At 60.7% G+C, this 25,624-nt stretch carries 26 protein-coding genes; 12 read left to right on the plus strand and 14 right to left on the minus strand.

Going from position 1 to position 25,624, the window contains the following annotated elements; all coding sequences use genetic code 11:
- Positions 1-53 precede the first annotated feature (53 nt).
- The 3 genes from ilvD to QMK52_RS08850 form a co-directional block, all read right to left on the minus strand.
- Positions 54-1,895 carry a dihydroxy-acid dehydratase gene (ilvD, locus tag QMK52_RS08840; protein ID WP_005792304.1) on the minus strand — a complete coding sequence of 614 codons (1,842 nt, stop codon included), beginning with the start codon at positions 1,893-1,895 and terminating at the stop codon, positions 54-56.
- 238 nt (positions 1,896-2,133) lie between these two features.
- A complete protein-coding gene (locus tag QMK52_RS08845; RefSeq protein WP_005792303.1) occupies positions 2,134-3,324 on the minus strand; it encodes an MFS transporter in 1,191 nt (396 codons plus the stop codon).
- Between the two features lie 142 nt (positions 3,325-3,466).
- Positions 3,467-4,663: a class I SAM-dependent rRNA methyltransferase gene (locus tag QMK52_RS08850; protein ID WP_005792302.1), complete on the minus strand. Its 1,197-nt coding sequence runs from the start codon at positions 4,661-4,663 to the stop codon at positions 3,467-3,469.
- Between the two features lie 277 nt (positions 4,664-4,940).
- Here QMK52_RS08850 and QMK52_RS08855 point away from each other — a divergent pair, with 277 nt between their 5' ends.
- Together QMK52_RS08855 and mutM are read left to right on the plus strand one after the other, a co-directional pair.
- Positions 4,941-5,753, plus strand: a complete 813-nt coding sequence (locus QMK52_RS08855; RefSeq protein ID WP_194440714.1) for an HDOD domain-containing protein — start codon at positions 4,941-4,943, stop codon at positions 5,751-5,753.
- A 21-nt stretch (positions 5,754-5,774) separates the two neighbouring features.
- A complete protein-coding gene (mutM, locus tag QMK52_RS08860) occupies positions 5,775-6,587 on the plus strand; it encodes a bifunctional DNA-formamidopyrimidine glycosylase/DNA-(apurinic or apyrimidinic site) lyase (protein WP_005792299.1) in 813 nt (270 codons plus the stop codon).
- A 123-nt stretch (positions 6,588-6,710) separates the two neighbouring features.
- Here the strand turns inward: mutM and QMK52_RS08865 are convergent, their stop codons facing one another.
- From QMK52_RS08865 to QMK52_RS08885, 5 genes are all read right to left on the minus strand, one after another.
- Positions 6,711-6,962, minus strand: coding sequence for a YfhL family 4Fe-4S dicluster ferredoxin (locus QMK52_RS08865; RefSeq protein ID WP_003195146.1), 252 nt, complete (start codon positions 6,960-6,962; stop codon positions 6,711-6,713).
- A gap of 102 nt (positions 6,963-7,064) precedes the next feature.
- Positions 7,065-7,544 (minus strand): pantetheine-phosphate adenylyltransferase, encoded by a 480-nt coding sequence (coaD, locus tag QMK52_RS08870; protein ID WP_003195136.1) that lies wholly within the window; start codon positions 7,542-7,544, stop codon positions 7,065-7,067.
- A 103-nt stretch (positions 7,545-7,647) separates the two neighbouring features.
- Complete coding sequence (locus QMK52_RS08875; protein ID WP_320404019.1) at positions 7,648-9,243, minus strand: GMC family oxidoreductase; 1,596 nt, start codon at positions 9,241-9,243, stop codon at positions 7,648-7,650.
- 37 nt (positions 9,244-9,280) lie between these two features.
- Positions 9,281-9,826 (minus strand): twin-arginine translocation pathway signal protein, encoded by a 546-nt coding sequence (locus tag QMK52_RS08880; protein WP_194439495.1) that lies wholly within the window; start codon positions 9,824-9,826, stop codon positions 9,281-9,283.
- A gap of 29 nt (positions 9,827-9,855) precedes the next feature.
- Positions 9,856-11,283, minus strand: a complete 1,428-nt coding sequence (locus QMK52_RS08885; protein WP_032878902.1) for a coniferyl aldehyde dehydrogenase — start codon at positions 11,281-11,283, stop codon at positions 9,856-9,858.
- A gap of 146 nt (positions 11,284-11,429) precedes the next feature.
- On the opposite strand from QMK52_RS08885, the gene QMK52_RS08890 reads away from it, so the two are divergent.
- Together QMK52_RS08890 and QMK52_RS08895 are read left to right on the plus strand one after the other, a co-directional pair.
- Positions 11,430-12,101 carry a TetR/AcrR family transcriptional regulator gene (locus tag QMK52_RS08890; RefSeq protein ID WP_005792294.1) on the plus strand — a complete coding sequence of 224 codons (672 nt, stop codon included), beginning with the start codon at positions 11,430-11,432 and terminating at the stop codon, positions 12,099-12,101.
- Positions 12,102-12,134: 33 nt separating this feature from the next.
- Positions 12,135-12,989: a sulfurtransferase gene (locus QMK52_RS08895; protein ID WP_320404020.1), complete on the plus strand. Its 855-nt coding sequence runs from the start codon at positions 12,135-12,137 to the stop codon at positions 12,987-12,989.
- A gap of 30 nt (positions 12,990-13,019) precedes the next feature.
- On the opposite strand, the gene QMK52_RS08900 is transcribed toward QMK52_RS08895, so the two are convergent.
- The 4 genes from QMK52_RS08900 to QMK52_RS08915 are packed head-to-tail and all read right to left on the minus strand — an operon-like array spanning position 13,020 to position 17,522.
- A complete protein-coding gene (locus tag QMK52_RS08900) occupies positions 13,020-14,015 on the minus strand; it encodes a hydrolase (protein WP_005792292.1) in 996 nt (331 codons plus the stop codon).
- A 51-nt stretch (positions 14,016-14,066) separates the two neighbouring features.
- Positions 14,067-14,684, minus strand: coding sequence for a 16S rRNA (guanine(966)-N(2))-methyltransferase RsmD (gene rsmD, locus QMK52_RS08905; protein WP_194439491.1), 618 nt, complete (start codon positions 14,682-14,684; stop codon positions 14,067-14,069).
- The gene (locus QMK52_RS08910) at positions 14,684-16,174 is read right to left on the minus strand and encodes a M16 family metallopeptidase (RefSeq protein ID WP_078822563.1); all 1,491 of its coding nucleotides are present in this window, start codon (positions 16,172-16,174) and stop codon (positions 14,684-14,686) included. Before QMK52_RS08910 ends, rsmD begins: the two co-directional genes overlap by 1 nt.
- Positions 16,167-17,522 (minus strand): pitrilysin family protein, encoded by a 1,356-nt coding sequence (locus QMK52_RS08915; RefSeq protein WP_320404021.1) that lies wholly within the window; start codon positions 17,520-17,522, stop codon positions 16,167-16,169. Before QMK52_RS08915 ends, QMK52_RS08910 begins: the two co-directional genes overlap by 8 nt.
- Before the next feature lie 338 nt (positions 17,523-17,860).
- On the opposite strand from QMK52_RS08915, the gene ftsY reads away from it, so the two are divergent.
- The 4 genes from ftsY to rpoH all read left to right on the plus strand — a co-directional run bounded on the left by ftsY (position 17,861) and on the right by rpoH (position 21,927).
- The gene (gene ftsY / locus QMK52_RS08920) at positions 17,861-19,255 is read left to right on the plus strand and encodes a signal recognition particle-docking protein FtsY (protein ID WP_005792288.1); all 1,395 of its coding nucleotides are present in this window, start codon (positions 17,861-17,863) and stop codon (positions 19,253-19,255) included.
- Positions 19,252-19,923, plus strand: coding sequence for a cell division ATP-binding protein FtsE (gene ftsE, locus QMK52_RS08925; RefSeq protein ID WP_003213784.1), 672 nt, complete (start codon positions 19,252-19,254; stop codon positions 19,921-19,923). The genes ftsY and ftsE overlap by 4 nt, the downstream gene beginning before the upstream one ends.
- Entirely contained in the window at positions 19,920-20,942 is a 1,023-nt protein-coding gene (ftsX, locus tag QMK52_RS08930) for a permease-like cell division protein FtsX (protein WP_005792287.1), read from the plus strand. The genes ftsE and ftsX overlap by 4 nt, the downstream gene beginning before the upstream one ends.
- Positions 20,943-21,072: 130 nt before the next feature.
- The gene (rpoH, locus tag QMK52_RS08935) at positions 21,073-21,927 is read left to right on the plus strand and encodes an RNA polymerase sigma factor RpoH (RefSeq protein WP_005792286.1); all 855 of its coding nucleotides are present in this window, start codon (positions 21,073-21,075) and stop codon (positions 21,925-21,927) included.
- Between the two features lie 188 nt (positions 21,928-22,115).
- On the opposite strand, the gene mtgA is transcribed toward rpoH, so the two are convergent.
- The gene (mtgA, locus tag QMK52_RS08940; RefSeq protein WP_005792285.1) at positions 22,116-22,838 is read right to left on the minus strand and encodes a monofunctional biosynthetic peptidoglycan transglycosylase; all 723 of its coding nucleotides are present in this window, start codon (positions 22,836-22,838) and stop codon (positions 22,116-22,118) included.
- Between the two features lie 74 nt (positions 22,839-22,912).
- On the opposite strand from mtgA, the gene QMK52_RS08945 reads away from it, so the two are divergent.
- From QMK52_RS08945 to trmB, 4 genes are all read left to right on the plus strand, one after another.
- Positions 22,913-23,287 (plus strand): DUF423 domain-containing protein, encoded by a 375-nt coding sequence (locus QMK52_RS08945; protein ID WP_005792284.1) that lies wholly within the window; start codon positions 22,913-22,915, stop codon positions 23,285-23,287.
- Between the two features lie 79 nt (positions 23,288-23,366).
- Positions 23,367-23,567 (plus strand): sulfur carrier protein ThiS, encoded by a 201-nt coding sequence (thiS, locus tag QMK52_RS08950; protein WP_032803743.1) that lies wholly within the window; start codon positions 23,367-23,369, stop codon positions 23,565-23,567.
- Between the two features lie 54 nt (positions 23,568-23,621).
- On the plus strand, positions 23,622-24,416 hold the full coding sequence (locus QMK52_RS08955) for a thiazole synthase (RefSeq protein ID WP_005792282.1): 795 nt from the start codon (positions 23,622-23,624) through the stop codon (positions 24,414-24,416).
- 9 nt (positions 24,417-24,425) lie between these two features.
- Complete coding sequence (trmB, locus tag QMK52_RS08960; RefSeq protein ID WP_005792280.1) at positions 24,426-25,151, plus strand: tRNA (guanosine(46)-N7)-methyltransferase TrmB; 726 nt, start codon at positions 24,426-24,428, stop codon at positions 25,149-25,151.
- Positions 25,152-25,289: 138 nt separating this feature from the next.
- On the opposite strand, the gene QMK52_RS08965 is transcribed toward trmB, so the two are convergent.
- The gene (locus tag QMK52_RS08965) at positions 25,290-25,613 is read right to left on the minus strand and encodes a DUF3392 domain-containing protein (protein WP_005792278.1); all 324 of its coding nucleotides are present in this window, start codon (positions 25,611-25,613) and stop codon (positions 25,290-25,292) included.
- Positions 25,614-25,624 lie beyond the last annotated feature (11 nt).

Below are 25,624 nucleotides of genomic sequence, written 5' to 3' on the forward strand. Positions count from 1 at the left end.
TCTCCAGGCAAAAAAATGCCCCGCACCTGGCGGGGCATTTTGATGCGCGGGGCTTACAGGCCGTCGAGCATTGCCTTGTTACGTACAGCACCTTTGTCGGCACTGGTGGCCAACAATGCGTAAGCCTTCAACGCGGTAGTAACTTTTCGCGGGCGTTTTTCTACCGGCTTCCAACCCTTTTTGTCCTGCTCAACCCGGCGTGCCGCCAGTTCTTCATCGCTGATCAACAGGTTGATCGAGCGGTTCGGAATGTCGATCAGCACCTTGTCGCCATCCTGCACCAGGCCAATCGCGCCACCGGCAGCGGCTTCCGGGGAAGCGTGGCCGATGGACAGGCCCGAAGTCCCGCCGGAGAAACGCCCGTCGGTCAGCAGCGCGCAGGCTTTGCCCAGACCTTTGGATTTCAGGTAGGACGTGGGGTAGAGCATCTCCTGCATACCCGGGCCGCCTTTGGGGCCTTCGTAGCGGATGATCACGATGTCGCCTTCCTTGACTTCGTCAGCGAGGATGCCGCGTACCGAGCTGTCCTGGCTTTCGTAGATCTTGGCGCGGCCTTCGAAGACGTGGATGGACTCATCCACTCCGGCGGTTTTCACCACGCAGCCATCGAGAGCGATGTTGCCGTACAGCACGGCCAGGCCACCTTCTTGCGAGTAGGCGTGCTCGACACTACGGATGCAGCCGTTTTCGCGGTCGGCGTCCAGGGTGTCCCAACGGGTCGACTGGCTGAACGCGGTCTGGGTCGGGATACCGGCCGGGCCAGCCTTGAAGAAGGTGTGCACGGCTTCGTCGTCAGTCTGGGTGATGTCCCATTTGGCGATGCCTTCGGCGATGGACTTGCTGTGCACGGTCGGCAGGTCGGTGTGCAGCAGGCCGCCGCGGGCCAGGGAGCCGAGGATCGAGAAGATCCCGCCGGCGCGGTGCACGTCTTCCATGTGGTACTTCTGGATGTTCGGCGCGACCTTGCACAGTTGCGGCACGTGGCGGGACAGGCGGTCGATATCGCGCAGGTCGAAGTCGATCTCGGCTTCCTGGGCGGCGGCCAGCAAATGCAGGATGGTATTGGTGGAACCGCCCATGGCGATGTCCAGGGTCATGGCGTTCTCGAACGCCTTGAAGTTGGCGATGTTGCGCGGCAGCACCGACTCATCGTTCTCGGTGTAATAGCGTTTGCACAGCTCGACGATGGTGCGGCCGGCCTGCAGGAACAGTTGCTCGCGGTCGCTGTGGGTGGCCAGTGTGGAACCGTTACCCGGCAAGGCGAGACCTAAGGCTTCGACCAGGCAGTTCATCGAGTTGGCGGTGAACATGCCGGAGCACGAACCGCAGGTCGGGCAAGCGCTGCGCTCGTATTCCGCGACCTTCTCGTCAGAAGCGCTGGAATCGGCGGCGATCACCATGGCGTCAACCAGGTCGAGGCCGTGGGAGGCGAGCTTGGTCTTGCCGGCTTCCATCGGGCCGCCGGAGACGAAGATCACCGGAATGTTCAGGCGCAAGGCAGCCATCAACATGCCGGGGGTGATCTTGTCGCAGTTGGAGATGCACACGATGGCGTCGGCGCAGTGGGCGTTGACCATGTACTCCACGGAGTCGGCGATGATCTCGCGGCTCGGCAGGGAATACAGCATGCCGTCATGGCCCATGGCGATGCCGTCGTCCACGGCGATGGTGTTGAATTCTTTCGCTACACCGCCGGCGCGTTCGATCTCGCGGGCGACCAGTTGGCCCAGGTCCTTGAGGTGGACGTGGCCCGGTACGAACTGGGTAAAGGAGTTGGCAATCGCGATGATCGGCTTCTTGAAGTCGTCATCCTTCATCCCCGTGGCACGCCACAGTGCGCGGGCGCCGGCCATGTTGCGGCCGTGGGTGGATGTTTTCGAGCGGTAATCTGGCATGGAGCACTCCGGGCGGCTAATCACTTATTAATCAGGTGCAAAGGGGAGTGAGCTTCTAATTGACGACTGGAACACCCGAAAAATGGCCGTGTGTCCGGAAGTTGCCACTCGCATCGCGGGATCGCCGCTTGCTTGGGCCTCGAGCTCATAAACCCGCCGGGGGATGACTGGCGATGAATAGGGCCGATTCTACACCGCTGGCGGCTGGAGGGAATGGCCGTAACCTTGAAGATAGCCGCTACAGGACATGTGGGCGCTGCTTGATCAGCGCATTCAGGGCGAGCCCGGCGGCACTCAGGATTAGAAAGCACAGGGCTAGCGCGGTGGTCAGGTTGGCGGTGGCCAGGTTGATCACCAGGCTGATCAGGCCGCCGCACATGAAAATCAGCAAGCTACCGGCAGAGGTCGCCGTGCCAGCCAGTTGCGGGTAGAGGCTCATGGCCTTGGAGTTGGCAATGGGTCGACAGATGGTGGTGCCGGCTGTGCAGATCAACATCGGGATCAGCACCGTGGCGGCCGACAGGCCGAACTGCCAGGCCAGCCAGAGCATGACCAGACCTGAAACAGTGATCAGCAACAGGCCAGTGTTGATTTGCCGGTCGGCGTCCATTTTGCGATGCAGGATACTGGCAATCACTCCGCCGCAGACGTAGGCCGCGCCATATAGCAGCAATGCCCAGGCGAATTGATACGTCGACAGGTTCAAGCGCTCCATGAAGATCAGGGGCGACATCACGATAAACGAGAAATGGCAGGCAAAGGCCAGGGCGGAAATCAACCAATAGCTGACGAAACGGAGGTCGGAAAACAGCAGCCAATAGCCGTTGAAGAACTGTAGCGGTGAAGGGCGATGGCTGCTGCGCGAGTCGTGCAGCAGGCGTGCGGACCAGAGCCACACCACTGTGGCTAACACGATAAACACGTAAAAACTCGCCTGCCATCCGCCATAAATTTGCAGCCAGGTGCCCATCAGTGGCGAGCTTGAGATGAACACTCCGCCGGCGGTGGTCATCCAGATTCGAATCCGTTGCAGCTCCCGTCCTGTAAACAAGTCCTGGATAAGCGCCTGCGACAGGGCAAACGCCCCGCACCCTACGGCCTGAACCACGCGAAAGCCGATAAACCAATTGAAATCCGGGGCCAGCAAACAACCGGCTGCACCCAGCGCCGATAAGGCAATACCTGCCAGCAGCAGTTTTTTGCGGCCGAACATGTCAGACAACGGGCCTATCAGCAGCAACGAGACGGCCAGGCCAATGGCAAAAATGCTGACGGACTGGGCGATTTCTGAAGGCGTGTGGCCAAAGTGATTGGAGAGGGCGGGAAAGGACGGCAGGACTACGTCGAGGGGGAAGACGGCGAGCAGGGTCATGGTCATCAACAGTACGATGAAATATGACTTGTTCGATGTGGCTGTACTAATAGGCATCAACCGGACCGCTCTATCCTTCCTTGCTGGGGGGAAGAGAGTCGGTTTGGCGGCAAGGGAAGTCAATGGAAGTGGCAGTGGGAAACATCTGAAAGGCCCGTAGGATCAGTCGTTGACTGTTCCTACGGGGAGCATCCCGCTGTCAGCTATTAGGCAGCAAGCGACAAGTAATGCTCTTGATATACCGAGTCTCGACAATCGCCGGATGCACCGGGTGGTCCGGGCCCTGGCCGCCGCGTTCGAGCATCTGGATATTGCGGTCCAGGTGACGGGCGCTGGTCAGCAGGATGTTTTGCAGATCGTCTTCCGGCAGGTGCATCGAGCACGAAGCGCTGACCAGGATTCCGTCCTTGCTGAGCAGGCGCATGGCTTGCTCGTTGAGGCGGCGGTAGGCGCCTTCGCCGTTTTTCATGTCTTTTTTGCGTTTGATGAAAGCCGGCGGGTCGGCGACGATCACGTCGAAGCGTTCTTCGCTGGCTTTCAGTTCCTTGAGGGCCTCGAACACGTCGCCTTCGATGCAGGTCATCTTCTCGGCAAAGCCGTTCAGCGCGGCGTTGCGCTCTACGCCGTCGAGGGCGAAGGCCGAAGCGTCGACGCAGAACACTTCACTGGCGCCAAAGGCTGCAGCTTGCACGCCCCAGCCGCCGATGTAGCTGTACAGGTCGAGCACGCGCTTGCCTTTGGCATACGGGGCCAGGCGGGCGCGGTTCATGCGGTGGTCGTAGAACCAGCCGGTTTTCTGGCCCTGGATCACCGGGGCTTCGAATTTCACGCCGTTCTCTTCCAGCGCCACCCACTCCGGCACCAGGCCGAAAACCGTTTCGACGTAGCGGTTGAGGCCCTCGGCGTCGCGTGCGGCGGAGTCGTTCTTGAACAGAATGCCGCTGGGCTTGAGCACCTGGGTGAGGGCCGCGATCACGTCTTCTTTATGCGCTTCCATGGTCGCCGAAGCGATCTGCACCACCAGGATGTCGCCGAAACGGTCGACCACCAGGCCCGGCAGCAGGTCGGAATCACCGTAGACCAGGCGGTAGAACGGCTTGTCGAACAGGCGATCACGCAGGGACAGCGCGACGTTGAGGCGGTGCACCAGCAGTGACTTGTCCAGCGGCAACTTGATGTCGCGCGACAGCAGGCGGGCGCAGATCAGGTTGTTCGGGCTCATGGCCACGATGCCCAGGGTCTTGCCGCCGGCTGCTTCCAGGATAGCCTGGTCGCCTGCCTGGAAGCCGTGAAGTGGGGTGGCGGCCACGTCGATTTCATTGCTGTAGACCCACAGGTGGCCGTTGCGCAAACGACGATCGGCGTTGGCTTTGAGACGCAGGCTTGGCAGGGACATGACGTCGCTCCGGAAAAAAGATCGGGAGTATACCCTTTGCGCACTCTTTCATGTGGGAGCTGGCTCGCCTGCGATGCGGGCGGTGCGGTGTATCAGACGTACGGTGGTGATGCTATCGCAGGCAAGCCAGCTCCCACATTCGATCGAGTTTCACTTGGGTTTTTGGGTGTCGGTCACGGCTGCATAAGGGGTAGAATTCGCGCCTAGTCCAGAGTGTGTATTTATGTCCCAAGAGCTTTCCGCCGAGCAGATTCAACAGGCCCTGCAAGGCATCAGCGTGCCGCCCCAACCGCAAATCATGGTGGATTTGCAGATGGAGCAGTACATGCCCGACCCGGACCTGGAAGTGATCGCACGGTTGATCTCCCAGGACCCGGGCTTGTCTGGTGCGCTGCTGAAGATCGTCAATTCGCCGTATTACGGCCTGAGCAACAAAATTGCATCGATCCAGCGTGCGGTAAACCTGTTGGGCAGCCGCTCGATCATCAACTTGATCAACGCGCAGTCGATCAAGGGCGAGATGAGCGACGACACCATCGTTACCCTCAACCGTTTCTGGGACACCGCCCAGGATGTGGCGATGACCTGCCTCACGCTGGCCAAGCGCACCGGCTCGCAAACCGTCGACGAAGCCTATGCCTTGGGCCTGTTCCACGATTGCGGCGTACCGTTGATGCTCAAGCGTTTTCCCAACTACATGTCTGTGCTGGAACAGGCTTACGCCAACGCCGGCCCGGATTGCCGCGTGGTCGATACCGAAAACAACGCGTTCCACACCAACCACGCAGTGGTCGGCTACTACACCGCCAAGTCCTGGCGCCTGCCGGAGCATGTCACCGACGCCATCGCCAATCACCACAACGCCCTGGCGATTTTCAGCGATGAGTCGTCGCGCAACCCGCAGCTCAAGAACCTGCTGGCTATCTTGAAGATGGCCGAGCATATCTGTTCGTCGTTTCGCGTACTGGGGAACCAGGCGGTGGACCATGAGTGGAATGCAATCGGGCACCTGGTGCTGGATTACGTGGGCCTGTCGGATTACGACTTCGAAAGCCTGAAGTTGTCGATCCGCGAACTGGGCGCGCACTGAACCGTCATTCAAGAGGTACACATGCCCGAGTTACCTGAAGTCGAAACCACCCGACGCGGCATTGCCCCGCACCTGGAAGGCCAACGCGTCAGCCGCGTGGTGGTGCGTGAGCGGCGCCTGCGCTGGCCGATCCCGGAAGACCTGGATGTGCGCCTGTCTGGCCAGCGCATCGTGCTGGTGGAGCGGCGGGCCAAGTACCTGTTGATCAATGCTGAAGTGGGCACCTTGATCAGTCACTTGGGTATGTCGGGCAACCTGCGTCTGGTTGAGGTCGGTATGCCCGCGGCCAAGCATGAACATGTGGATATCGAGTTGGAGTCGGGGATGGCCCTGCGCTACACCGACCCTCGGCGTTTCGGCGCGATGCTCTGGAGCCAGGATCCGCACAACCACGAACTGCTGCTGCGTCTGGGCCCGGAGCCGTTGACCGAGCTGTTTGATGGCGAGCGTTTGTTCCAGCTGTCACGCGGCAAGTCCATGGCGGTGAAGCCGTTCATCATGGACAACGCGGTGGTGGTGGGCGTGGGCAATATCTATGCGACAGAGGCGTTGTTTGCGGCGGGGATTGATCCGCGTCGCGCCGCTGGTGGTATTTCACGCGGGCGCTATTTGAAATTGGCGATTGAGATCAAGCGGGTGCTGGCCGCCGCTATCGAGCGGGGCGGCACCACGCTGCGCGACTTTATCGGCGGTGATGGGCAGCCGGGGTATTTCCAGCAGGAACTGTTCGTGTATGGCCGTGGCGGCGAGGCGTGCAAGGTCTGCGGGAGCGAGTTGCGCAATGTGGTGCTGGGGCAGCGGGCGAGTGTGTTTTGCCCCAAGTGCCAGAGCTGATTGCTGGGTGAGGGCTGAGATCGCTATCGCAGGCAAGCCAGCTCCCACATTTGAATGTATTCACATATCCAAGTGTGGGAGCTGGCTTGCCTGCGATCAGGCCTTTACGGGCAATGAAAAGGCTTAGGCCTTACCGGTAATCTTGCGGTACTTCTCCATCAACTGCTCTTCAGTCTCTGGGTGCGCTTCATCCAGCGGAATGCAATCAACCGGGCAAACCTGCTGGCACTGCGGTTCGTCGTAGTGGCCGACGCACTGGGTGCACAGGTTGGGGTCGATCACGTAGATCTCTTCGCCTTGGGAAATGGCGGCGTTCGGGCACTCGGGTTCGCAGACGTCGCAGTTGATGCAATCGTCGGTGATGATCAGGGACATGGAAACTCCTGCCAGGGCACTCTGCCAAGGCATCTGAAAACTAATGCGCGCAATTGTGCCGCATTGGCGCCCGCAGTGCGAGCAGGCACCGATTGAGCGGTCTTACTTCTTGAAGCGCAATGTCAGTGCGTCAGCCACGGCAGGATGCACGAACTTGGTGATATCTCCGCCCAAAGCAGCAATTTCACGAACTAACGTCGAGGAAATGAACGAATAACGCTCCGACGGCGTGAGGAACAGGCTTTCCACGTCCGGCGCCAGTTGGCGGTTCATGTTGGCCAGCTGGAATTCGTATTCGAAATCCGACACCGCCCGCAAGCCACGCAAGAACACATTGGCGTTCTGCTCCTTGGCGAAATGTGCCAGCAGGGTGGAAAAACCCACCACTTCCACATTCGGCAGGTGCTTGGTGACCTCTTGCGCCAGCTCCACACGTTGTTCCAGGGGAAACAGCGGGTTTTTCTTGGGGCTGGCTGCGACCGCGATGATCACATGGTCGAACAGGCGAGAGGCGCGTTCGACCAGATCGCCATGGCCTTTGGTAATCGGGTCGAAGGTACCTGGGTACAACACTCGGTTCATCGCGTCGTCCTGGCGGAGTCCGTTGGGGAACCGGATGGTATCGCAGCCATCCCGGTCGGCCAAGTCGACTTACGTAGATAAATGCCGTGAATCGAACGGTTTTTCACGCTGTTTTCAGACGTTCGGCCAAGGCTGACGCCAGTTGGGCGCTCAATCCATACACCGACAACTGGGGATTTGCGCCGATGCTGGTAGGAAACAGCGAGCCGTCATGAATCGAAAGGTTACGCAGTTGGTGGTGGCGACCGAGGCTGTCGGTTACCGCATGCTTCGGATCTTCGCCCATGGCACAGCCGCCCATCACATGGGCACTGCCAAGGGTTGTGCGGTGCAACTCCAGGTTCAAACCGTCAATCATGCTGCGCGCTTCGGCCAGGCTGTTCACGTACCGTGCGTCGTGATGCAACGGTTTGACCGATTTGGCCCCTGCCGCGAACTGAATCTCGGCCATGCTGTGGAAGGCCCGGCGCAGGCCGTCCCAGGCGTAGGGCGAAACCTGATAATCAAGCACGGGTGTGCCATCGCCGCGTAAATCCACGCTGCCGCCCGGGCTGTCGGGGTGAAAGCCGTCGCGCAGCAGGGCGAGCATGGCGTGGGTGTGAGGCAGTTGGCTCATGTCCAACGCGTTCTGTTTGCCGTAGCCGCCAAACAAGGTGCTGGCCAATCCTGGGTGTAAGGGTGGCGCTTCGAGCTTGTAGGACATTTTGCCGGTAGTGCCGTCCTGCCATTGGAAATGGTCGGAGTAAATCGACTGCGGCGCACCGTAGAACGGGTTGATCACTTCGTCGAACAGCCCCGCCGAGAAGTTGACCAGGTGCAAGAAGGTCCGCTTGCCCAGCCGCGAATGCGGGTCGGGCGCGTCCGAGCGCATCAGCAGGGCCGGGCTGTTGATGCCGCCGCCTGATAGCACGTAGTGTTTGGCTTTCACGCTGATCTTGCGCCCGGTTGGCGCCACGCAGCGCTCGTCCATCGCCACGCATTCCAGGCTGCTGATGGTGTCGCCGCTGTATTTGAGCTGCTCGGCGCGGGCGAGGTACAGCAGTTCGCCGCCTTTCTCCAGGGTGGAGGGGATGGTCGTCACCAGCATCGATTGTTTGGCGTTCACCGGGCAACCCATGCCGCAATAACCCAGGTTGAAGCAGCCGCGCACATTGCGCGGGATCACATGCCAGCTGTAGCCAAGCTTTTCGCAGCCTTTGCGGATCACATCGTTGTTGGCATTCGGTGGAAGCGCCCAGGGTGCGATGCCCAGGCGCTGTTCCATTTTTTCGAACCAGGGCGCCATCTCGGCGCTGCTGTGGCCCTTCACCGCGTATTCGCTGGCCCAGTGGGCGAGGGTGGCGTCGGGTGTACGAAAGCTGGAGGTCCAGTTGATCAAGGTGGTGCCGCCCACAGCCCGACCTTGCAGGATGGTGATGGCGCCGTCCTTGCTCATGCGGCCGATGCCTTCCTGGTAGAGGCTGGCGTAGGCTTCGTCTTCGAGCAGCTTGAAGTCACTGCTGGTCTTGAGTGGGCCCTCTTCGATCAGCAACACCTTGTAGCCAGCGGCGCTGAGAATCTCGGCGGTGGTGCCACCACCGGCACCGCTGCCGATGATGGCCACATCGGCTTCCAGGGTCAGGTCGTTGTCGAGGGCGGCGCCATTGTGGGTTTTCCAGCCACGGGCCAGGCCATCGCGGAACAGATCGGGTACGGGCATCAGGGTCGTCTCTGGTTTTTATTGTGAGGGATGCGAATCAGATCTTCGGCGGGCCGGGATAACCGCAATGGGCCCAGGAGGCGGGCCGGAAATACCAGGCCATGATCACCAACTTGAGCAGCGAGCCCTGGCCCATGCGCAGCAGGTTCAGGTAGCTGTTTTCCCAGCGGTGCAGGAAGTTGCGGATCTGCTCGCTGCTGGCATTTTCCCAACTGCCCCAGATACCGGTCAGCGGGCCGCGGGTGATGCCCATGCCCAGCACGTCGAATAACTGCTGGGTGAGCTTGAACATCTCCGGCGACAAGTTTTGCAGGCTGTAGTCGAGTTTTTTCAGGGTGTCTTCAATGCCTGCGACCACTGTCTCGGCGCTGGCCGCACCCTCCAGCAGCACTGGGATCACTGCGCGCAAGAACGGCAAATCACTGGCGCGCAACATCGCGAAGCCGCTGGCCGGCGTACTGCTGGAGCAACCGCTGAGACTGGCGCCAATCCCGGCCGTGGCGAGGAAAGCGCTGGCGCACAGGCCGATTTTCAAGACGCCGCGCCGAGACAGTGCGGGTGAATCGTTCAGGCTGGGGTTCATTGTTTTTATCGTCCTGAAGGTGACGGTTATCAGCGGATAAACAACTTCTGGATCAACTTCTGAATCGATTTGCCGTAAGGGGGGTAGATCAACTTCGCCGCGTTCAGGCGCTGTTTAACCAGCACGCCCTTGGCCTTGCTGAATGTCAGGAAGCCTTCATGGCCGTGGTAATGGCCCATGCCCGACGGGCCGATGCCACCAAATGGCATGTCGTCCTGGGCTACGTGCAGCAAGGTGTCGTTCAGGCATACGCCGCCGGAATGGGTTTCGTGAAGCACACGCTCCTGCTCGTTCTTGTTGTAGCCGAAGTAATATAGGGCCAGTGGGCGTGGACGCTGGTTGATGTAGGCAAAGGCTTGGTCAAGGCCGCGATACGGCACGATGGGCAAGAGCGGGCCGAAAATCTCGTCCTGCATGACTGTCATGTCGTCGCTGACATTCAGCAGCAGGCTGTGGGCCATACGTCGAGCCTGGCCTTGCTCGTACAGTGGGACCAGGGTAGCGCCCTTGTCGGTAGCGTCCTTGGCGTAGGCATTGAGCCGGGCCAGTTGCCGCTCGTTGATGATGGCGGTGTAGTCCGGGTTGTCGGCCAGGGTCGGATAAAACCCACGTACGGCCTTGGAATACGCCTCGACAAACCCTGCGACGCGGTCCTCCGGTACCAACACATAGTCTGGCGCCACACAGGTTTGCCCGGCATTCAGGGCTTTGCCGAAGGCGATGCGCTCGGCGGCGTCCTTGAGCGGTACATCGGCCGAGACGATGGCTGGTGACTTGCCGCCCAGTTCCAGGGTGACCGGCGTGAGGTTTTCGGCCGCCGCACGCATCACGTGTTTGCCAATGCTGGTGGCGCCGGTAAACAGCAGGTGATCGAAGCGCAATTTGGAAAACGCCATGCCCACTTCGGCTTCGCCCAGCACCACGCACACCAGGTCCTCGGGGAAGATCCTGGCCAGCAGCGCCTTGAGCAGTTCGCCGGTGGCCGGTGTGGACTCGCTGAGCTTGAGCATCACCCGGTTGCCGGCGGCCAAAGCCCCGACCAGCGGGCCGATAGCCAGATACAACGGGTAGTTCCACGGCACGATGACGCCGACGACGCCCAAGGGTTGATAAATGACTTTGGCCGAGGCGGGCTGGAAGGCAATGCCTACAGCGCGGCGGGAGGGTTTCATCCAGCCCTTGAGGTGTTTGCTGGCATAGTGAATGCCATGCAGGCTGGGCATCAATTCGGCGAACAGGGTTTCGTCTGCGCTGCGATGGCTGAAGTCCTGGCTGATCGCAGTGATCAGCGCCTGGCGTTCGTCGCTGAGCACATCGCGCAGGGCCTTGAGCCATTGTTGGCGTTGCGCAGCCGGTGGCATCGGGTTGGCGGCGTAGGCGCGACGCTGGGCTTCGAACAGCTCCTGGAGGTGGTCCAAGGCCTGGGCATCTTGCAGGTAGGCAACGTTGGCAGACATGGCGCAGTTCCCGATTGTTATAGGTCTGCCTGGATTTTTAGAGTCATTGCTCTAAATTGTCAAATAACATTGCAGTAACATCCAGATTTAACCTGGCCAGCATAGGCCGTAAGATGCCCCATCCCGTGTTTGGAAGCTGATCCCCCATGGCACCACGAGTAAAGACCAGCGAGCGCATTGTGCAAACCAGCCTGGAGCTTTTTAACCAGCAGGGCGAGCGCAGTGTCAGCACCAACCATATCGCCGCCCATATGGAGATTTCTCCGGGCAACCTGTACTACCACTTCCCCAACAAGCAGGCGATCATCGCCGTGCTGTTTCGCGAATATGAAGCCCTGGTGGACAGTTTCCTGCGCCCGCCCCAGGGGCGCACGATGGTGGTGGAGGACAAGCGCTTTTATCTGCAAGCCGTACTGGCGGGCATGTGGCGCTATCGTTTCCTGCACCGCGACCTCGAACATCTGCTGGAGAGCGATCCGGAACTGGCCACGGGCTATCGGCGGTTTTCCCAGCGTTGCCTGATCCAGGGCGGTGCCATTTACCAGGGGTTTGTCGATGCCGGCATTCTGAATATGGACCCGGTGCAAACCGAAGCCCTGACCCTGAATGCCTGGATCATCCTGACTTCCTGGGTGCGGTTCCTGTGCACCACCAACGAAAAGTCCACCCACCTGAGCGCCGAGGCGATCAAGCGCGGGGTGTACCAGGTGCTGGTGTTGGAGGCGGGGTTTGTCACGCCCCAGGCCAAAGAAGCGGTGGATGCGTTGTTCAAGGAATTTTACGTGCCCCTGAACCAGGCACTGGAAGAAGTGAAGTAAGACCTTTCCCCTTTGTATTCACAGGAGTCAGTCATGCCGCTTGCCCAACTGATCAGCCCCCAGCAATTGGCCGAGCGCCAGAAGTCGGCAGGGCTGGTGATCCTGGATTGCCGCTTTGCCCTGGAAGACCCGGATTACGGCCTGTGCAGCTACGCCGAAGGGCATATCGAGGGCGCGCAATACGCCGACCTGGAGCGCCATCTGAGTGGCCCGGTGACCAAGGGCTTGACCGGCCGCCATCCTTTGCCTGCGGCGGACACCTTCGCCAAACAGCTGCGAGCTTGGGGCATCAGCGCCGACACCGATGTGGTGCTGTATGACGACGGCCCCGGTGCCTATGCCGCCCGTGCCTGGTGGCTGCTGGCCTGGCTGGGCAAGCGTGATGGGGTGTTTATTCTCGATGGTGGCCTCAAGGCCTGGCACAGCGCCGGTTTCCCCTTGAGCCTGGATGCGCCGCTGACCGAGCCGGGCACCTTCACTGGTGCGCCGGATAATCGGCTGGTGCTGGATGCCGATCATTTGCAAAAACGTCTGGGTCAGCCCGGCCTGACCTTGATCGACGCCCGCGCCCAGCCGCGTTTTCGTGGCGAAGTAGAACCCATCGACCCGATTGCCGGGCATATTCCCGGCGCGCAGTGCGCGGCATTCAATGAAAACCTGGGCAGTGATGGTCGTTTCTTGCCGGCCGAGCAACTCAAGCAACGCTATGCCGCGCAATTGCAGGGGCGCCCGCCGCAGGAACTGGTGGCGTATTGCGGTTCGGGGGTGACGGCGTGCCATAACCTGTTTGCGCTGGCGTTGGCGGGGTATCCGTTGGGCAAGTTGTATGCGGGGTCGTGGAGTGAGTGGATTACGGATCCGGCGCGGGAAATTGCAACAGGCGACTGAGCAATTGGCCCTGTAAACCCTCCCACATTTTTAACTGCGTTGTGTCAGTAACCACTGTGGGATGCGGCGTTCCAAGTAATAGCCGGGACGTTTCAGTGAACCCTCCACAAAGCCCACATGCCCACCCTTTGTCAGCAATTCAAACTCGGTGCACTCCGACAGCTCACTCGCTTCCGGCAGGCTATGAGCAAACACAAACGGATCATCGGCCGCCTGGATGATCAGTGTTGGTGTGCGGATATCGCCCAGGTAGTAGCGACTGGAGGCGCGGCGATAGTAATCCTCAGCACTCAAGAAGCCATGCAACGGCGCAGTCACTCGCCCATCGAAGTCCCAGAACGTGCGCATCTTCTCCAGGGAGCCCAGTGCCTCCAGAGTTTTCAGACCTTCCTCACGTCCATCTTGCAAAAACTGGCGTTGCTTTACGCGAATGTACGCCAGCATCTCGCGCATGAAGTGCTTCTGGTAGATCCGCGAAAACCCCAGCCCGATGCGATCAGCGCATTGGTCCAGGCGGAACGGCACCGAGACCGCCGCCGCGCCTTGCAGCCCCGAGGTCACGCCGGTTTCGCCCAAGTGCTTGAGCAACACATTGCCGCCCAGGGAATACCCCACGGCATACAGCGGTGCCAGTGGCCGTTTGGCGCGCAGATGGGCAATCGCCGCGGCCAGGTCTTCGCTGGCCCCGGAGTGATAACTGCGCGCCAGAAGGTTGGGCTCGCCCGAGCAGCCGCGCCAGTTCAGCGCAACGCTGGCCCAACCTTGGCCGGCGAGGGCTTGTTGCAGGCCGGCCACATAGGGCGAATTGGACGAACCGGTCAGCCCATGCAGCACCAGTACCAACGGTGCGTGCAGGTCATGGGGACCATGCCAGTCGAGGTCGAGGAAGTCGCCGTCTTCAAGCCATAGACGTTCGCGTTGGCGTTCGATATGGGTCGCCGGGCGCCACAGCGGCCCCCACAGTGTTTGCAGGTGCGGGTTGCCGAGGCCGAAGGCGGGTTTGAACAAATCGGAAGAGGGGGTCATGAAACTCTCGGTAGCCAGTGAGCTCGCCGTGGCAAGCTCCCCTGCCACAGGTTAAGCGGCGTTTTCGACCAAGCGGTGCCACAACGCGTAATACACCCGCCCGGACTTTTGCTCCCGATGCAGCCGCCAACTGCCCGGCAGGCCGAGCGTAGACGGCGCGGTCTCGCTTTCAGTGTAGATCCAGGCATCCGCTGCCAGCCACTGGCGCTCTTCGAGCAAAGTACACACAGTCGGCAGCAGGTTCTGGTTGAACGGCGGGTCGAGAAACACCACGTCGTATTCAGTCACCGCCTGGGTTTCCAGGTAGCGCAGCGCGTCAGCCGTCTGTACCTGGCCGGTGGTGCAACGCAGCGTACCCAGGTGTTCCTTGAGGCTGGACACCGCCACATTACTGGCATCCAACGCCTGGCCCTGGGCTGCGCCACGGGACAGCGCCTCCAGGAACAGCGCGCCACTGCCGGCGAACGGGTCCAGCACCTTGGCCCCGCCGATGTATGGCGCGAGCCAGTTGAACAGGGTTTCACGCACGCGATCCGGCGTCGGGCGCAGGCCCACAACGTCGGGGAAGCTCAGCTTGCGGCTGCCCCATTCACCGCCAATGATGCGCAGTTGGCCCACACCGTTATGCACGTTGTGGACAGGTTTTTTCGGGCGAGATGAACTGGCCATTAATGCTCCGGAACCCCGAGCGGCTGCTCGGCAGGTTTATCAGTGGGGGGCGGTAGTGGCTTTTGCGCAATCGTCGGGCCGGCGGTCACGATGACCATCTTGTCGGCGCTCAAGTGTTTGTTCATTGCAGCCTTGACCTGCTCTACGGTCAGGGCCTGGGATTGTTTCATGAAATCTTCCAGATAGCTCAGCGGCAGGTTGTAAAAACCCATGGCGCCCAGCTGCCCGACGATATCGGCGTTGCTGGCGGTGGACAGCGGGAAGCTGCCGGCCAGTTCGCGCTTGGCGTCGTCCAGTTCTTTTTGCGTGGGGCCGTTCTTGAGGTAGTCAGCCAGTACATCCTCAACCAGGCGCAGGGTGCCGCCGCTCATTTCGGCGCGGGTCTGCAGGTTGATCATGAACGGGCCGCGCACTTGCATCGGCGAGAAACCGGAGTACACGCCGTAGGTCAGGCCGCGTTTCTCGCGCACTTCGCTCATCAAGCGGGTGCCGAAGCCACCGCCGCCAAGGATCTGGTTGCCCAGGGACAGAGCTGCGTAGTCCGGATCGGCGCGGTCGATGCCCAATTGCGCAAACAGCAGGTGGGTTTGCTTGGAGGGAAACTCGATACGGCTCAGGCCGGCTTTTGGCTCGGTCGGTTGAGCGATCTTGGCCATGGCCGGGCCCTTGGGCAGTGAGGCCGACACTTTGGCCGTCATGGCCTCGGCCTCGGCGCGAGTCAGGTCGCCGACCACCGCAATCACAGCATTACCCGCCGCGTAGGCTTTGGCGTGGAATGCCTTCAACTGCGCCAGGGTGATCTTCGGCACACTCTCGGGGGTGCCTTCGCTCGGGTGCGCGTAAGGGTGATCGCCGTACAGGCGCTTGAACAGTTCGATGCTCGCCAGCTTGGCGGGGTTCTGCTTCTGATACTCGAAGCCGGCCAGGATCTGGTTCTTGATCCGCGCCAGGGAGTCTGCCGGGAACGTCGGTTGGCCAATAACCTGGTCGAACAGTGCCAGGGCTGCGGTGCGTTTATCGCTGTCGCTCAGGCTGCGCAGGGTGACCAGCGCCATGTCGCGGTAGGCACCATTGCCGAAGTCGGCGCCGAGGCCCTCAAAGCCACTGGCGATCTGGCTGACATCCTTGCCCGGCACGCCTTCGTTGAGCATGGCGTTGGTCATCAGCGCCAGGCCCGGTGTGTCGCCATCCTGGCTGCTGCCGGCGGCGAACAGGATGCGCATGTCGAACATCGGCAGTTCATGGGCTTCGACAAACAGCACCTTGGCGCCTTCGGCGGTGGTCCAGGTTTGCACATCGAGCTTGCGGTTGGTTGGCGCCTTGCCGTCCAGTTCCGCCAGCGACTGCAGGGTGCTGGCCGATTGGGCCTTTTCCAGAGCCTGGCTGGCGACCGACTCGCTCGGGCGCAGGAAATACACGGCACTGGCCGCAACCAGGGTGACTGCGATCAGGCTGGGCAGGATCAGGCGGCTGCTTTTACGATCACTCATGAGCGGTCTCCTCAGGCAAAACATGGGCGACGCTCAGACGTTCGCGGGTGAAATAGGTGCGCGCAGCTTTCTGGATATCTTCTGGCGTCACGCTTTGCAGGTCGGTCAGTTCGGTGTCCATCAGCTTCCAGGACAGGCCGACGGTTTCCAGGGAGCCGATGGCAGTGGCCTGGCTGGTGATGGAGTCGCGTTGGTACACCAGGCCGGCGATGACCTGAGCACGGATGCGCTCCAGTTCTTCAGCGGTCGGCGGCTTGGCTTTCAACTCATCAAGCAGGCGCCACAGGCCGGCTTCGGCTTGGGCGACGGTCTTTTGTTTCTGCTGGTTGGGCGTGGCCGAGAGCATGAACAACGTATCGCCACGGGTATAGGCGTCGTAGTTGGTGGACGCGGCGGATACCAGCTCCTCACCACGTTCCAGTTGCTCGGAGATACGTGCACTGTAGCCGCCGTCCAACAGGGCCGAGATCAGGCGCAAGGCTTGCACCGAGCGTTTGTCTTCGGCGGTGGCCAGGCCCGGTACGTTGAAGCCCAGGAACACGCTTGGCAGTTGGGTCTGCACCCGCAGGGTCAGCAGGCGCTCGCCGGGTTCGGCCAGCTCCAGTGGGATCTTCGCCGGTGGCACATCACGCTTGGGGATCGGGCCGAAGTACCGCTGGGCCAGGCTTTTCACCTCGTCCGGGGTCACATCGCCGACCACTACCAGGGTAGCGTTGTTGGGCACATACCAGGATTGGTACCAGTGGCGCAGCTCCTCAACCTTCATGCGCTCAAGGTCAGCCATCCAGCCAATGGTCGGCGTGTGGTAGCCGCTGGCCGGGAAGGCCATGGCCTTGAAGCGCTCATAGGCCTTGGACATCGGGTTGTCGTCGGTGCGCAGGCGGCGTTCTTCCTTGATTACCTCGATTTCGCGGCTGAACTCGTCGGCCGGCAGGCGCAGGCTGGCCATGCGGTCGGCTTCCAGCTCAAAGGCCACGCCCAGGCGGTCGCGGGCCAGCACCTGGTAATACGCGGTGTAGTCATCGCTGGTGAACGCGTTTTCTTCGGCGCCCAGGTCACGCAGGATCAGCGAGGCTTCGCCGGGGCCGACCTTGGCGCTGCCTTTGAACATCATGTGTTCCAGGGCGTGGGACAAACCGGTCTGGCCCGGGGTTTCGTAGCTTGAACCAACCTTGTACCAGACCTGGGAAACCACCACTGGCGCGCGATGGTCTTCGCGCACGACCACTTTAAGGCCGTTATCCAGAGTAAATTCATGGGTGGGTTGTGGGTCGGCAGCGAAGGCCGAAAGGGGCAGACAAACTGTGCTGAGCAGCAGGCCTGCGGCGCGGCGGGCTAGAGCATTCATTCGTTTTTTAACCTGTTGGGCTGCCCGCTTGGTCTTAGCGTCGGCGGGCGAGGAGGTGCTAGGATACTGATCCGATTTAGGGACGGCCACTGCGGTCGTCATCTAGTCCTGGGTTCAGTCGTAGGAAAGTTGGAGTAGTTGGCGTTTTTCCCCGACAATCTTCCACGTTTCGCCGATTTTATCGCTTCAGTCCCATATTGAAACGATTTGCCAAGGCACTTATTTACGCCTTACAAAATGTTGCGCATGAACAAGCGGGCGTTAAAGCAGTCTGTTCTGCATCGAATTTATTTACCGAGGCGCCCTGGCGCATCGCTACTTTGAGATAGCCGTCCTCCATGTTTGGTTCCAACGACGACAAGAAGAGCCCAGCTGCGGCTGGCGAGAAAAAAGGCCTGTTCGGATGGCTGCGCAAAAAGCCGCAGGAAACCGTCGTCGAACAGCCACAGGTTCAAGCCGAGCCTATTCCAGAGCCTATAGTAGAAGCCGAGCCGGTTGCCGAGACGCCGGCGCCGGTGGTGTTGCCCATCGCGGAGCCGGTATTGCAGCCGGTGGTCGAGGCAGAACCCGAGCCGGAGCCCGAGCCCGAGCACAAACCGTGGCTTGCGCTACCGGTAGCCGAAGAGCCGGTGGCACTGGTTGAAGATGTGCAGGCTGAACACGTGACGCCGCCCATTCCGGTGGCGCCACCGGTAGAGGTAGTGGTCCAAACGCCGCCAGCGGTCGAAATCCCGGTTGAAGTGCCTGCTGTCGTTGCCGCGCCTGCTGTGATCGAAGAGCCTGTCGCGCCTGCCGAAACCAGCAAGAGCGGCTTTTTCGCCCGCCTCAAGCAGGGCCTGAGCAAGACCAGCGCCAGCATCGGCGAAGGTATGGCCAGCCTGTTTCTGGGCAAGAAGGTCATTGACGATGAACTGCTGGAAGACATCGAAACCCGCCTGCTCACCGCTGATGTGGGGGTCGAAGCCACCGCCGTAATCATCCAGAGCCTGACCCAGAAGGTCGCGCGCAAGCAACTGACCGACGCCGATGCGTTGTACAAATCCTTGCAGGCCGAACTGGCTGCAATGCTCAAGCCCGTGGAAGCGCCGCTGGTGATCACCCCGAACAAGCCGTTCGTGATCCTGGTGGTCGGCGTCAACGGCGCGGGCAAAACCACCACCATCGGCAAGCTGGCCAAGAAGCTGCAGGGCGAGGGCAAGAAAGTCATGCTCGCCGCCGGTGACACCTTCCGTGCCGCCGCCGTCGAGCAGTTGCAGGTATGGGGCGAACGCAACAAGATCCCGGTGATCGCCCAGCACACCGGTGCCGATTCCGCTTCGGTGATCTTCGATGCCGTGCAAGCTGCCAAGGCGCGTAATATCGACGTGTTGATCGCCGATACCGCCGGGCGCCTGCACACCAAAGACAACCTGATGGAAGAGCTGAAGAAAGTGCGCCGTGTGATCAGCAAGCTCGACGCCGATGCGCCGCATGAAGTCTTGCTGGTGCTCGACGCCGGTACTGGTCAGAACGCCATCAGCCAGGCCAAACAATTCAACCAGACGGTGCAGCTGACCGGCCTGGCATTGACTAAGCTCGACGGCACGGCCAAAGGCGGAGTGATTTTCGCCCTGGCCAAACAGTTCGGGTTGCCGATTCGTTATATCGGTGTCGGTGAAGGTATCGACGACCTGCGCACCTTTGAAGCCGAACCCTTTGTACAGGCACTGTTTGCCGAGCGGGAGCGTTCATGATTCGATTTGAACAGGTCGGTAAACGCTATGCCAACGGGCATGTGGGCTTGCATGAGCTGAGCTTTCGAGTGCGTCGCGGCGAGTTCTTGTTTGTCACCGGTCACTCGGGCGCTGGCAAAAGCACGCTGTTGCGCCTGTTACTCGCCATGGAGCGCCCGACCACTGGCAAGTTGCTGCTGGCGGGCCAGGACCTGGCTACCATCAGCAATGCGCAAATTCCGTTTCTACGCCGCCAGATCGGCGTGGTATTCCAGAATCACCAGCTGCTGTTCGATCGCACGGTGTTCAACAACATCGCGCTGCCGCTGCAGATTCTCGGGCTGTCCAAAGCCGAAATCGTCAAGCGCGTGGATTCGGCGCTGGAGCGCGTGGCCTTGTCGGACAAGACCGACCTTTACCCGGGGGACCTGTCCACCGGCCAGCAACAGCGCGTCGGTATTGCCCGCGCCATCGTCCACCGCCCGGCCTTGCTGCTGGCGGACGAACCCACCGGTAACCTCGACCCGCGCCTGGCGGCCGAGATCATGGGGGTGTTCGAAGACATCAATCGGCTGGGCACCAGCGTATTGATCGCCAGCCACGACCTGGCCCTGATCGCCCGTATGCGCCATCGCATGTTGACCTTGCAACGCGGCCGCTTGATCGGTGATGGGGAGGCTGGCGTATGAGTGCTACCCGTAGCCCCAAAGTATCCGAACGCGTGGCACCCAAGCCTGCCGATCCGCAACCGCCGAAGAAAAAGCGTGACGAAGACGATGGCCCGGACTTCGGCACCTTGCTGCACGCCTGGATCGAAAGCCATCGCGCCAGCCTGCTTGACAGCCTGCGGCGCCTGGGCAAACAGCCGATCGGCAGCTTTTTCACCTGCCTGGTCATGGCCGTAGCCTTGAGCCTGCCGATGGGCTTGTCGCTGCTGCTTAATAATGTGGAACGCCTCGGCGGTTCCTGGCAGCGGGCGGCGCAGATATCGCTGTACCTGAACCTGGACACCAGCAGCAAGGACGGCGAAGCGCTGCGCGACGACATCAAGAACATTCCGGGCGTGGCGGATGCCGAATACATCAGCCGCGATCAAGCCCTTGAAGAGTTCCAGCAGCAATCCGGCCTGGGCGAGGCGCTCAAGGAACTGCCGCAGAACCCGCTGCCGGGCGTGGTGCTGGTGACGCCGAATGAGGTCGACAAGCCGGCGCTGGAGGCCCTGCGACAAAAACTCGCAGAGATGCCCAAGGTGCAACAGGCCCAACTTGATCTAGTCTGGGTAGAGCGCCTGGCCGCGATCCTCAAGCTGGGTGACCGCTTTGTGTTCGGCCTGACGGTGTTATTAGTGTCTGCATTACTTTTGGTGATAGGTAATACCATTCGTCTTCATATTGAAAACCGTCGCACCGAGATAGAAGTGATTAAACTGGTCGGCGGCACGGACAGCTATGTACGCCGTCCTTTCCTGTACATGGGCGCGCTTTATGGCCTGGGTGCCGGGGTGTTGTCCTGGGGCGTGCTGGCGTTTGGCCTGAATTGGTTGAACGACGCGGTTGTCGGGCTGGCCGGTTTGTATGGCAGTGATTTTGCCCTGGCCGGGGTGCCGGTAGCCGATGGTCTGAGTCTCTTGCTTGGCGCGGTGTTGTTGGGGTATATCGGTGCCTGGATTGCGGTAGCACGGCATTTACGTGAACTGGCGCCGAAGTAGTTAATGCCAGATTAATGTGGTTTCGTTTGTATTGACCGTATCAGTGGTTTAGGGAACTTGTCCTACGGTTCCCAGGTCAATTTTCGCAGTGCTGAACTGCACGAGTTATGTGAGTCGGAGGTTTTTTCGTATGACCACTTCTTTGCAACCTGCTTATGCCTTGGTCCCGGGTGCGAACCTGGAGGCCTATGTGCACACGGTCAACAGCATTCCATTGCTGACACCCGAGCAGGAGCGTGAACTGGCCGAGAGTCTCTACTATGAGCAGGATTTGGGGGCGGCTCGGCAGATGGTGCTCGCCCACCTGCGTTTTGTCGTACATATCGCCCGTAGCTATAGCGGCTACGGCCTGGCCCAGGCTGACCTGATTCAGGAAGGCAACGTTGGCCTGATGAAGGCTGTAAAGCGCTTCAACCCTGAAATGGGTGTGCGCCTGGTGTCGTTTGCCGTGCACTGGATCAAGGCGGAAATCCACGAGTTCATCCTGCGCAACTGGCGCATCGTGAAAGTGGCGACCACCAAGGCCCAGCGCAAGCTGTTCTTCAATCTGCGCAGCCAGAAAAAACGCCTGGCGTGGCTGAACAACGAAGAAGTCCACCGCGTGGCCGAAAGCCTCGGTGTGGAGCCTCGTGAAGTGCGCGAGATGGAAAGCCGCCTGACCGGCCATGACATGGCCTTCGACCCAGCCGCCGAAGCGGATGACGACAGCGCCTTCCAATCGCCTGCCAACTACCTGGAAGACCACCGGTACGACCCGGCGCGTCAACTGGAAGATGCCGACTGGAGCGACAATTCCAACCACAACCTGCACGAAGCGCTGGAAGTGCTGGACGAACGCAGCCGTGACATTCTCTACCAGCGCTGGCTGGCGGAAGAGAAAGCCACGCTGCATGACCTGGCGCAGAAGTACAACGTGTCGGCTGAGCGGATTCGTCAGCTTGAGAAAAGCGCGATGAACAAGTTGAAGTTGTCGATTGCTGCGTAAAGCGCTGTGAACAAAAAATGCCCCGATCGAAAGACCGGGGCATTTTTGTTTGTGTTCGAAAGTTTCAAATCCGGCACAGTCCACTGTGGGAGCTGGCTTGCCTGCGATAGCGGTGTGTCAGTTTGCAGATGAGTTGGCTGACCTGCCCTCATCGCAGGCAAGCCAGCTCCCACAGGTCCCGTATTGTGTCAGTCGGACCAAGGTGCTTTTCGGGAGTTGTTCAGCTCCGCCAAGTAACCACTGCCACCTAATTGACTCATCTGCTGGCGAATCCAGGCCGCTCGTCTGGCCACATACGCGGTCGGATGACTGGCACTCCACACCCTTGGATTAGGCAACACCGCCGCCAGGTAACTGGCTTGTTGCCGTGAAAGCCCCTTGGCGCTCACGCCAAAGTGATGTCGCGCCGCCGCCTCTGCACCAAACACGCCTTCATCCCATTCCACGCTGTTGAGGTACACCTCAAGAATCCGCTCCTTGGGCCACAGCACCTCGATCAACCCGGTAAACCATGCCTCCAGGCCCTTGCGCAAATAGCTGCGGCCGGCCCACAGGAACAGGTTTTTCGACACTTGCTGGCTCAGCGTACTGGCGCCGCGAATCGAACCGCCGCGCTCGTTGTGCAGGATCGCGGCCTGGATCGCGCCAAAATCAAAGCCCCAATGTTGCGGGAAGCGCTGGTCTTCACCGGCCATCACCGCCACTTTGAGGTCATCGCTGATTTCATCCCACGGCACCCAGTTGCGTTGCAGGTCAATGGGTTCGCCGTCGATCCAGGACTCGACCTTGCGCTCCACCATCAACGCGGTGAACGGGGGCGGGACCACACGAAACAGCAGCACCAGCAACACACTGCCGATGGCGAACCATTTCACGACGTTGAGAAAGCGTTTGAAGAGGACACGCAGCATAGAGATGGCTTGGCCGAACCCGTTGAGCGGGCCATTATACAGACCCTGCCCGATGAGTCTGACTGGAGTTCCCCATGCTGCGTAGCTTTCTGATGCTGGCTGCCTTTTTCGGTTTTACCGGTGTCGCCCTGGGGGCGTTCGCCGCCCACGGCCTGAAAAACCGCCTGAGCGCCGACTACCTGGCGATCTTCCATACCGGCGTGACCTACCAACTGGTGCACGCCCTGGCGTTGTTCGGCGTGGCGTTGCTGGCGGCGCATATTCCCGGTCGATTGGTCAGTTGGGCGGGTATCTCGTTTACCGTCGGTATCCTGCTGTTCTCGGGCAGCCTGTATGTGTTGACGATGACTGGCATCAGCAAACTCGGGATCATCACGCCGTTTGGCGGGCTGGCGTTCCTGCTTGGCTGGTTCTTCCTTGGCCTGGCAGCGTGGCGCTTGCAGCTTTGACCGCTTGACGCTTGGAGCTGACCGGCAGGTCCCAATCGCGCTAGAATGCTGGCCCCTAAAAACGATGGCGGCCCGTGGCATGCGCATTCAGTTGAACGGCGAACCCTTTGAACTGCCCGACGGTGAAACCGTCGCGGCCCTGCTGACCCGCCTGGACCTGACCGGGCGTCGCGTCGCAGTGGAGCTCAACCTGGATATCGTTCCGCGTAGCCAGCACGCCGAGATCTCGCTGAAGGAAAACGACCAGGTCGAAGTGGTCCACGCCATCGGTGGCGGCTAGTCCGCCACGGCGGTAACGCATTCTGCAGAACCTCATCCAAACAGAGGATTTCCCATGAGCATCGTTCGTAACGACAAGCCTTTCGTCCTGGCCGGTCGTACCTACCAGTCCCGCTTGCTGGTCGGCACCGGCAAATACCGCGACATGGAAGAGACCCGCCAGGCCATCGAAGCCTCGGGTGCCGAAATCGTGACGTTCGCCGTGCGCCGCACCAACCTGGGCCAGATCGAAGGCGAACCGAACCTGCTCGAAGTGCTGTCCCCAGACCGCTACACCTTCCTGCCGAACACCGCCGGTTGCTACGACGCCATCGAAGCCGTGCGCACCTGCCGCCTGGCCCGTGAGTTGCTGGACGGCCACAACCTGGTGAAGCTGGAAGTGCTGGCCGACCAGAAAACCCTGTTCCCCAACGTGATCGAAACCCTCAAGGCCGCCGAGACCCTGGTCAAGGAAGGCTTCGACGTGATGGTCTACACCAGCGATGACCCGATCATCGCCCGGCAGCTGGCAGAAATCGGCTGTATCGCCGTGATGCCACTGGCTGGCCTGATCGGTTCCGGCCTGGGCATCTGCAACCCGTACAACCTGCAGATCATCCTCGAAGAAGCCAAAATCCCGGTGCTGGTGGACGCGGGTGTGGGCACGGCCTCCGACGCGACCATCGCCATGGAGCTGGGTTGCGACGCGGTGCTGATGAACTCGGCCATCGCCCATGCCCAGCAGCCGGTCATGATGGCCCAAGCCATGAACCACGCCATCGTCGCGGGCCGCCTGGCCTACCTCGCCGGGCGGATGCCGAAAAAACTCTATGCCAGCGCCTCTTCGCCGCTGGATGGTCTGATCAAGTAAGAGCCATTGATGACTGAATCAAACGAAACGCCGAACACCGTGGAAGCGGGCGACGAGTCCAAGCACCGCCGCATCAAGAGTTTTGTGATGCGCGCCGGCCGTATGACCGAAGGCCAGCAAAAGGGCCTGGAGCAAGGCACGCCGCTGTACGTGTTGCCGCTGGCCGACGCGCCGGTGGATTACGACCAGGTGTTCGGTCGTTCGGCCCCGCGGTCCCTGGAAATCGGATTCGGTATGGGTCACTCCCTGCTGGAGATGGCCGCTGCCGCGCCGGAGCAGGATTTCATCGGTGTGGAAGTCCACCGTCCAGGTGTCGGCGCATTGCTCAATGGCGTGCTGACCCAGGGCCTGACCAACCTGCGAGTCTACGACTGCGACGCGATTGAAGTGCTCAACCGCTGCATCGCCGACAACAGCCTCGACCGCCTGATGCTGTTCTTCCCGGACCCATGGCACAAAGCCCGTCACCACAAGCGCCGTATCGTCCAGGCCTCCTTCGCGGAGCTGGTACGCAGCAAGCTCAAGGTGGGCGGCATCCTGCACATGGCCACCGACTGGGAACCGTACGCGGAATACATGCTGGAAGTGATGAACGTTGCCCCTGGCTACCGCAACCTGGCGGAAGACGGCAAATGCGTGCCACGCCCGGCCGAGCGGCCGATCACCAAGTTCGAACGCCGTGGTGAGCGGTTGGGGCATGGGGTGTGGGACTTGAAGTTCGAGAAGTTGGCTTAAACAGTCATCAGCTTGAAATGCAATCAAATGTGGGAGCTGGCTTGCCTGCGATACAGACACCTCGGTATATCAGTGATACAGAGGTGATGCTATCGCAGGCAAGCCAGCTCCCACATTTGTTTTGTAGTGCCTGCTGGATCAGCGGCGGTCTGCCACTACCCCAATCAACACCAGCACCACGATCAACACCGGCGCCAGGCTGTAGTTGTTGAACTGGCTCAGTCCCCGCACAATCCACGGCGTAGCGTAGATCAACGCCGCACCGCTGCCGATCAGGCACAGCAGGGCCATCAAGGGTACGCGCAAGGCGCCGGCAATGTTGCCCAGGCGTGCTTCGACCCAGCCCTTGATATCTGCGCCGAACAGCACCAGCAGACAACCCACCAGGGCCAGGGAGATTTCCGACAGGTTGCTACGGCTCCAGCGGGATACGGTGGCGAGCAGGTCGAGTACCAGATCCATTCGATTTCCTT

The sequence above is a fragment of the Pseudomonas sp. P9_2 genome (assembly GCF_034008255.1).
GTDB lineage: Bacteria > Pseudomonadota > Gammaproteobacteria > Pseudomonadales > Pseudomonadaceae > Aquipseudomonas > Aquipseudomonas synxantha_A.

What these genes read in the sequence shown, in the direction of transcription:
- ilvD (WP_005792304.1), bottom strand. Translation starts at nt 1,895, where the DNA reads ATGCCAGATTACCGCTCGAAAACATCCACCCACGGCCGCAACATGGCC.
- QMK52_RS08845 (WP_005792303.1), bottom strand. Translation starts at nt 3,324, where the DNA reads ATGCCTATTAGTACAGCCACATCGAACAAGTCATATTTCATCGTACTG.
- QMK52_RS08850 (WP_005792302.1), bottom strand. Translation starts at nt 4,663, where the DNA reads ATGTCCCTGCCAAGCCTGCGTCTCAAAGCCAACGCCGATCGTCGTTTG.
- mutM (WP_005792299.1), top strand. Translation starts at nt 5,775, where the DNA reads ATGCCCGAGTTACCTGAAGTCGAAACCACCCGACGCGGCATTGCCCCG.
- QMK52_RS08865 (WP_003195146.1), bottom strand. Translation starts at nt 6,962, where the DNA reads ATGTCCCTGATCATCACCGACGATTGCATCAACTGCGACGTCTGCGAA.
- coaD (WP_003195136.1), bottom strand. Translation starts at nt 7,544, where the DNA reads ATGAACCGAGTGTTGTACCCAGGTACCTTCGACCCGATTACCAAAGGC.
- QMK52_RS08875 (WP_320404019.1), bottom strand. Translation starts at nt 9,243, where the DNA reads ATGCCCGTACCCGATCTGTTCCGCGATGGCCTGGCCCGTGGCTGGAAA.
- QMK52_RS08880 (WP_194439495.1), bottom strand. Translation starts at nt 9,826, where the DNA reads ATGAACCCCAGCCTGAACGATTCACCCGCACTGTCTCGGCGCGGCGTC.
- QMK52_RS08885 (WP_032878902.1), bottom strand. Translation starts at nt 11,283, where the DNA reads ATGTCTGCCAACGTTGCCTACCTGCAAGATGCCCAGGCCTTGGACCAC.
- QMK52_RS08890 (WP_005792294.1), top strand. Translation starts at nt 11,430, where the DNA reads ATGGCACCACGAGTAAAGACCAGCGAGCGCATTGTGCAAACCAGCCTG.
- QMK52_RS08895 (WP_320404020.1), top strand. Translation starts at nt 12,135, where the DNA reads ATGCCGCTTGCCCAACTGATCAGCCCCCAGCAATTGGCCGAGCGCCAG.
- QMK52_RS08900 (WP_005792292.1), bottom strand. Translation starts at nt 14,015, where the DNA reads ATGACCCCCTCTTCCGATTTGTTCAAACCCGCCTTCGGCCTCGGCAAC.
- rsmD (WP_194439491.1), bottom strand. Translation starts at nt 14,684, where the DNA reads ATGGCCAGTTCATCTCGCCCGAAAAAACCTGTCCACAACGTGCATAAC.
- QMK52_RS08910 (WP_078822563.1), bottom strand. Translation starts at nt 16,174, where the DNA reads ATGAGTGATCGTAAAAGCAGCCGCCTGATCCTGCCCAGCCTGATCGCA.
- QMK52_RS08915 (WP_320404021.1), bottom strand. Translation starts at nt 17,522, where the DNA reads ATGAATGCTCTAGCCCGCCGCGCCGCAGGCCTGCTGCTCAGCACAGTT.
- ftsY (WP_005792288.1), top strand. Translation starts at nt 17,861, where the DNA reads ATGTTTGGTTCCAACGACGACAAGAAGAGCCCAGCTGCGGCTGGCGAG.
- ftsE (WP_003213784.1), top strand. Translation starts at nt 19,252, where the DNA reads ATGATTCGATTTGAACAGGTCGGTAAACGCTATGCCAACGGGCATGTG.
- ftsX (WP_005792287.1), top strand. Translation starts at nt 19,920, where the DNA reads ATGAGTGCTACCCGTAGCCCCAAAGTATCCGAACGCGTGGCACCCAAG.
- rpoH (WP_005792286.1), top strand. Translation starts at nt 21,073, where the DNA reads ATGACCACTTCTTTGCAACCTGCTTATGCCTTGGTCCCGGGTGCGAAC.
- mtgA (WP_005792285.1), bottom strand. Translation starts at nt 22,838, where the DNA reads ATGCTGCGTGTCCTCTTCAAACGCTTTCTCAACGTCGTGAAATGGTTC.
- QMK52_RS08945 (WP_005792284.1), top strand. Translation starts at nt 22,913, where the DNA reads ATGCTGCGTAGCTTTCTGATGCTGGCTGCCTTTTTCGGTTTTACCGGT.
- thiS (WP_032803743.1), top strand. Translation starts at nt 23,367, where the DNA reads ATGCGCATTCAGTTGAACGGCGAACCCTTTGAACTGCCCGACGGTGAA.
- QMK52_RS08955 (WP_005792282.1), top strand. Translation starts at nt 23,622, where the DNA reads ATGAGCATCGTTCGTAACGACAAGCCTTTCGTCCTGGCCGGTCGTACC.
- trmB (WP_005792280.1), top strand. Translation starts at nt 24,426, where the DNA reads ATGACTGAATCAAACGAAACGCCGAACACCGTGGAAGCGGGCGACGAG.
- QMK52_RS08965 (WP_005792278.1), bottom strand. Translation starts at nt 25,613, where the DNA reads ATGGATCTGGTACTCGACCTGCTCGCCACCGTATCCCGCTGGAGCCGT.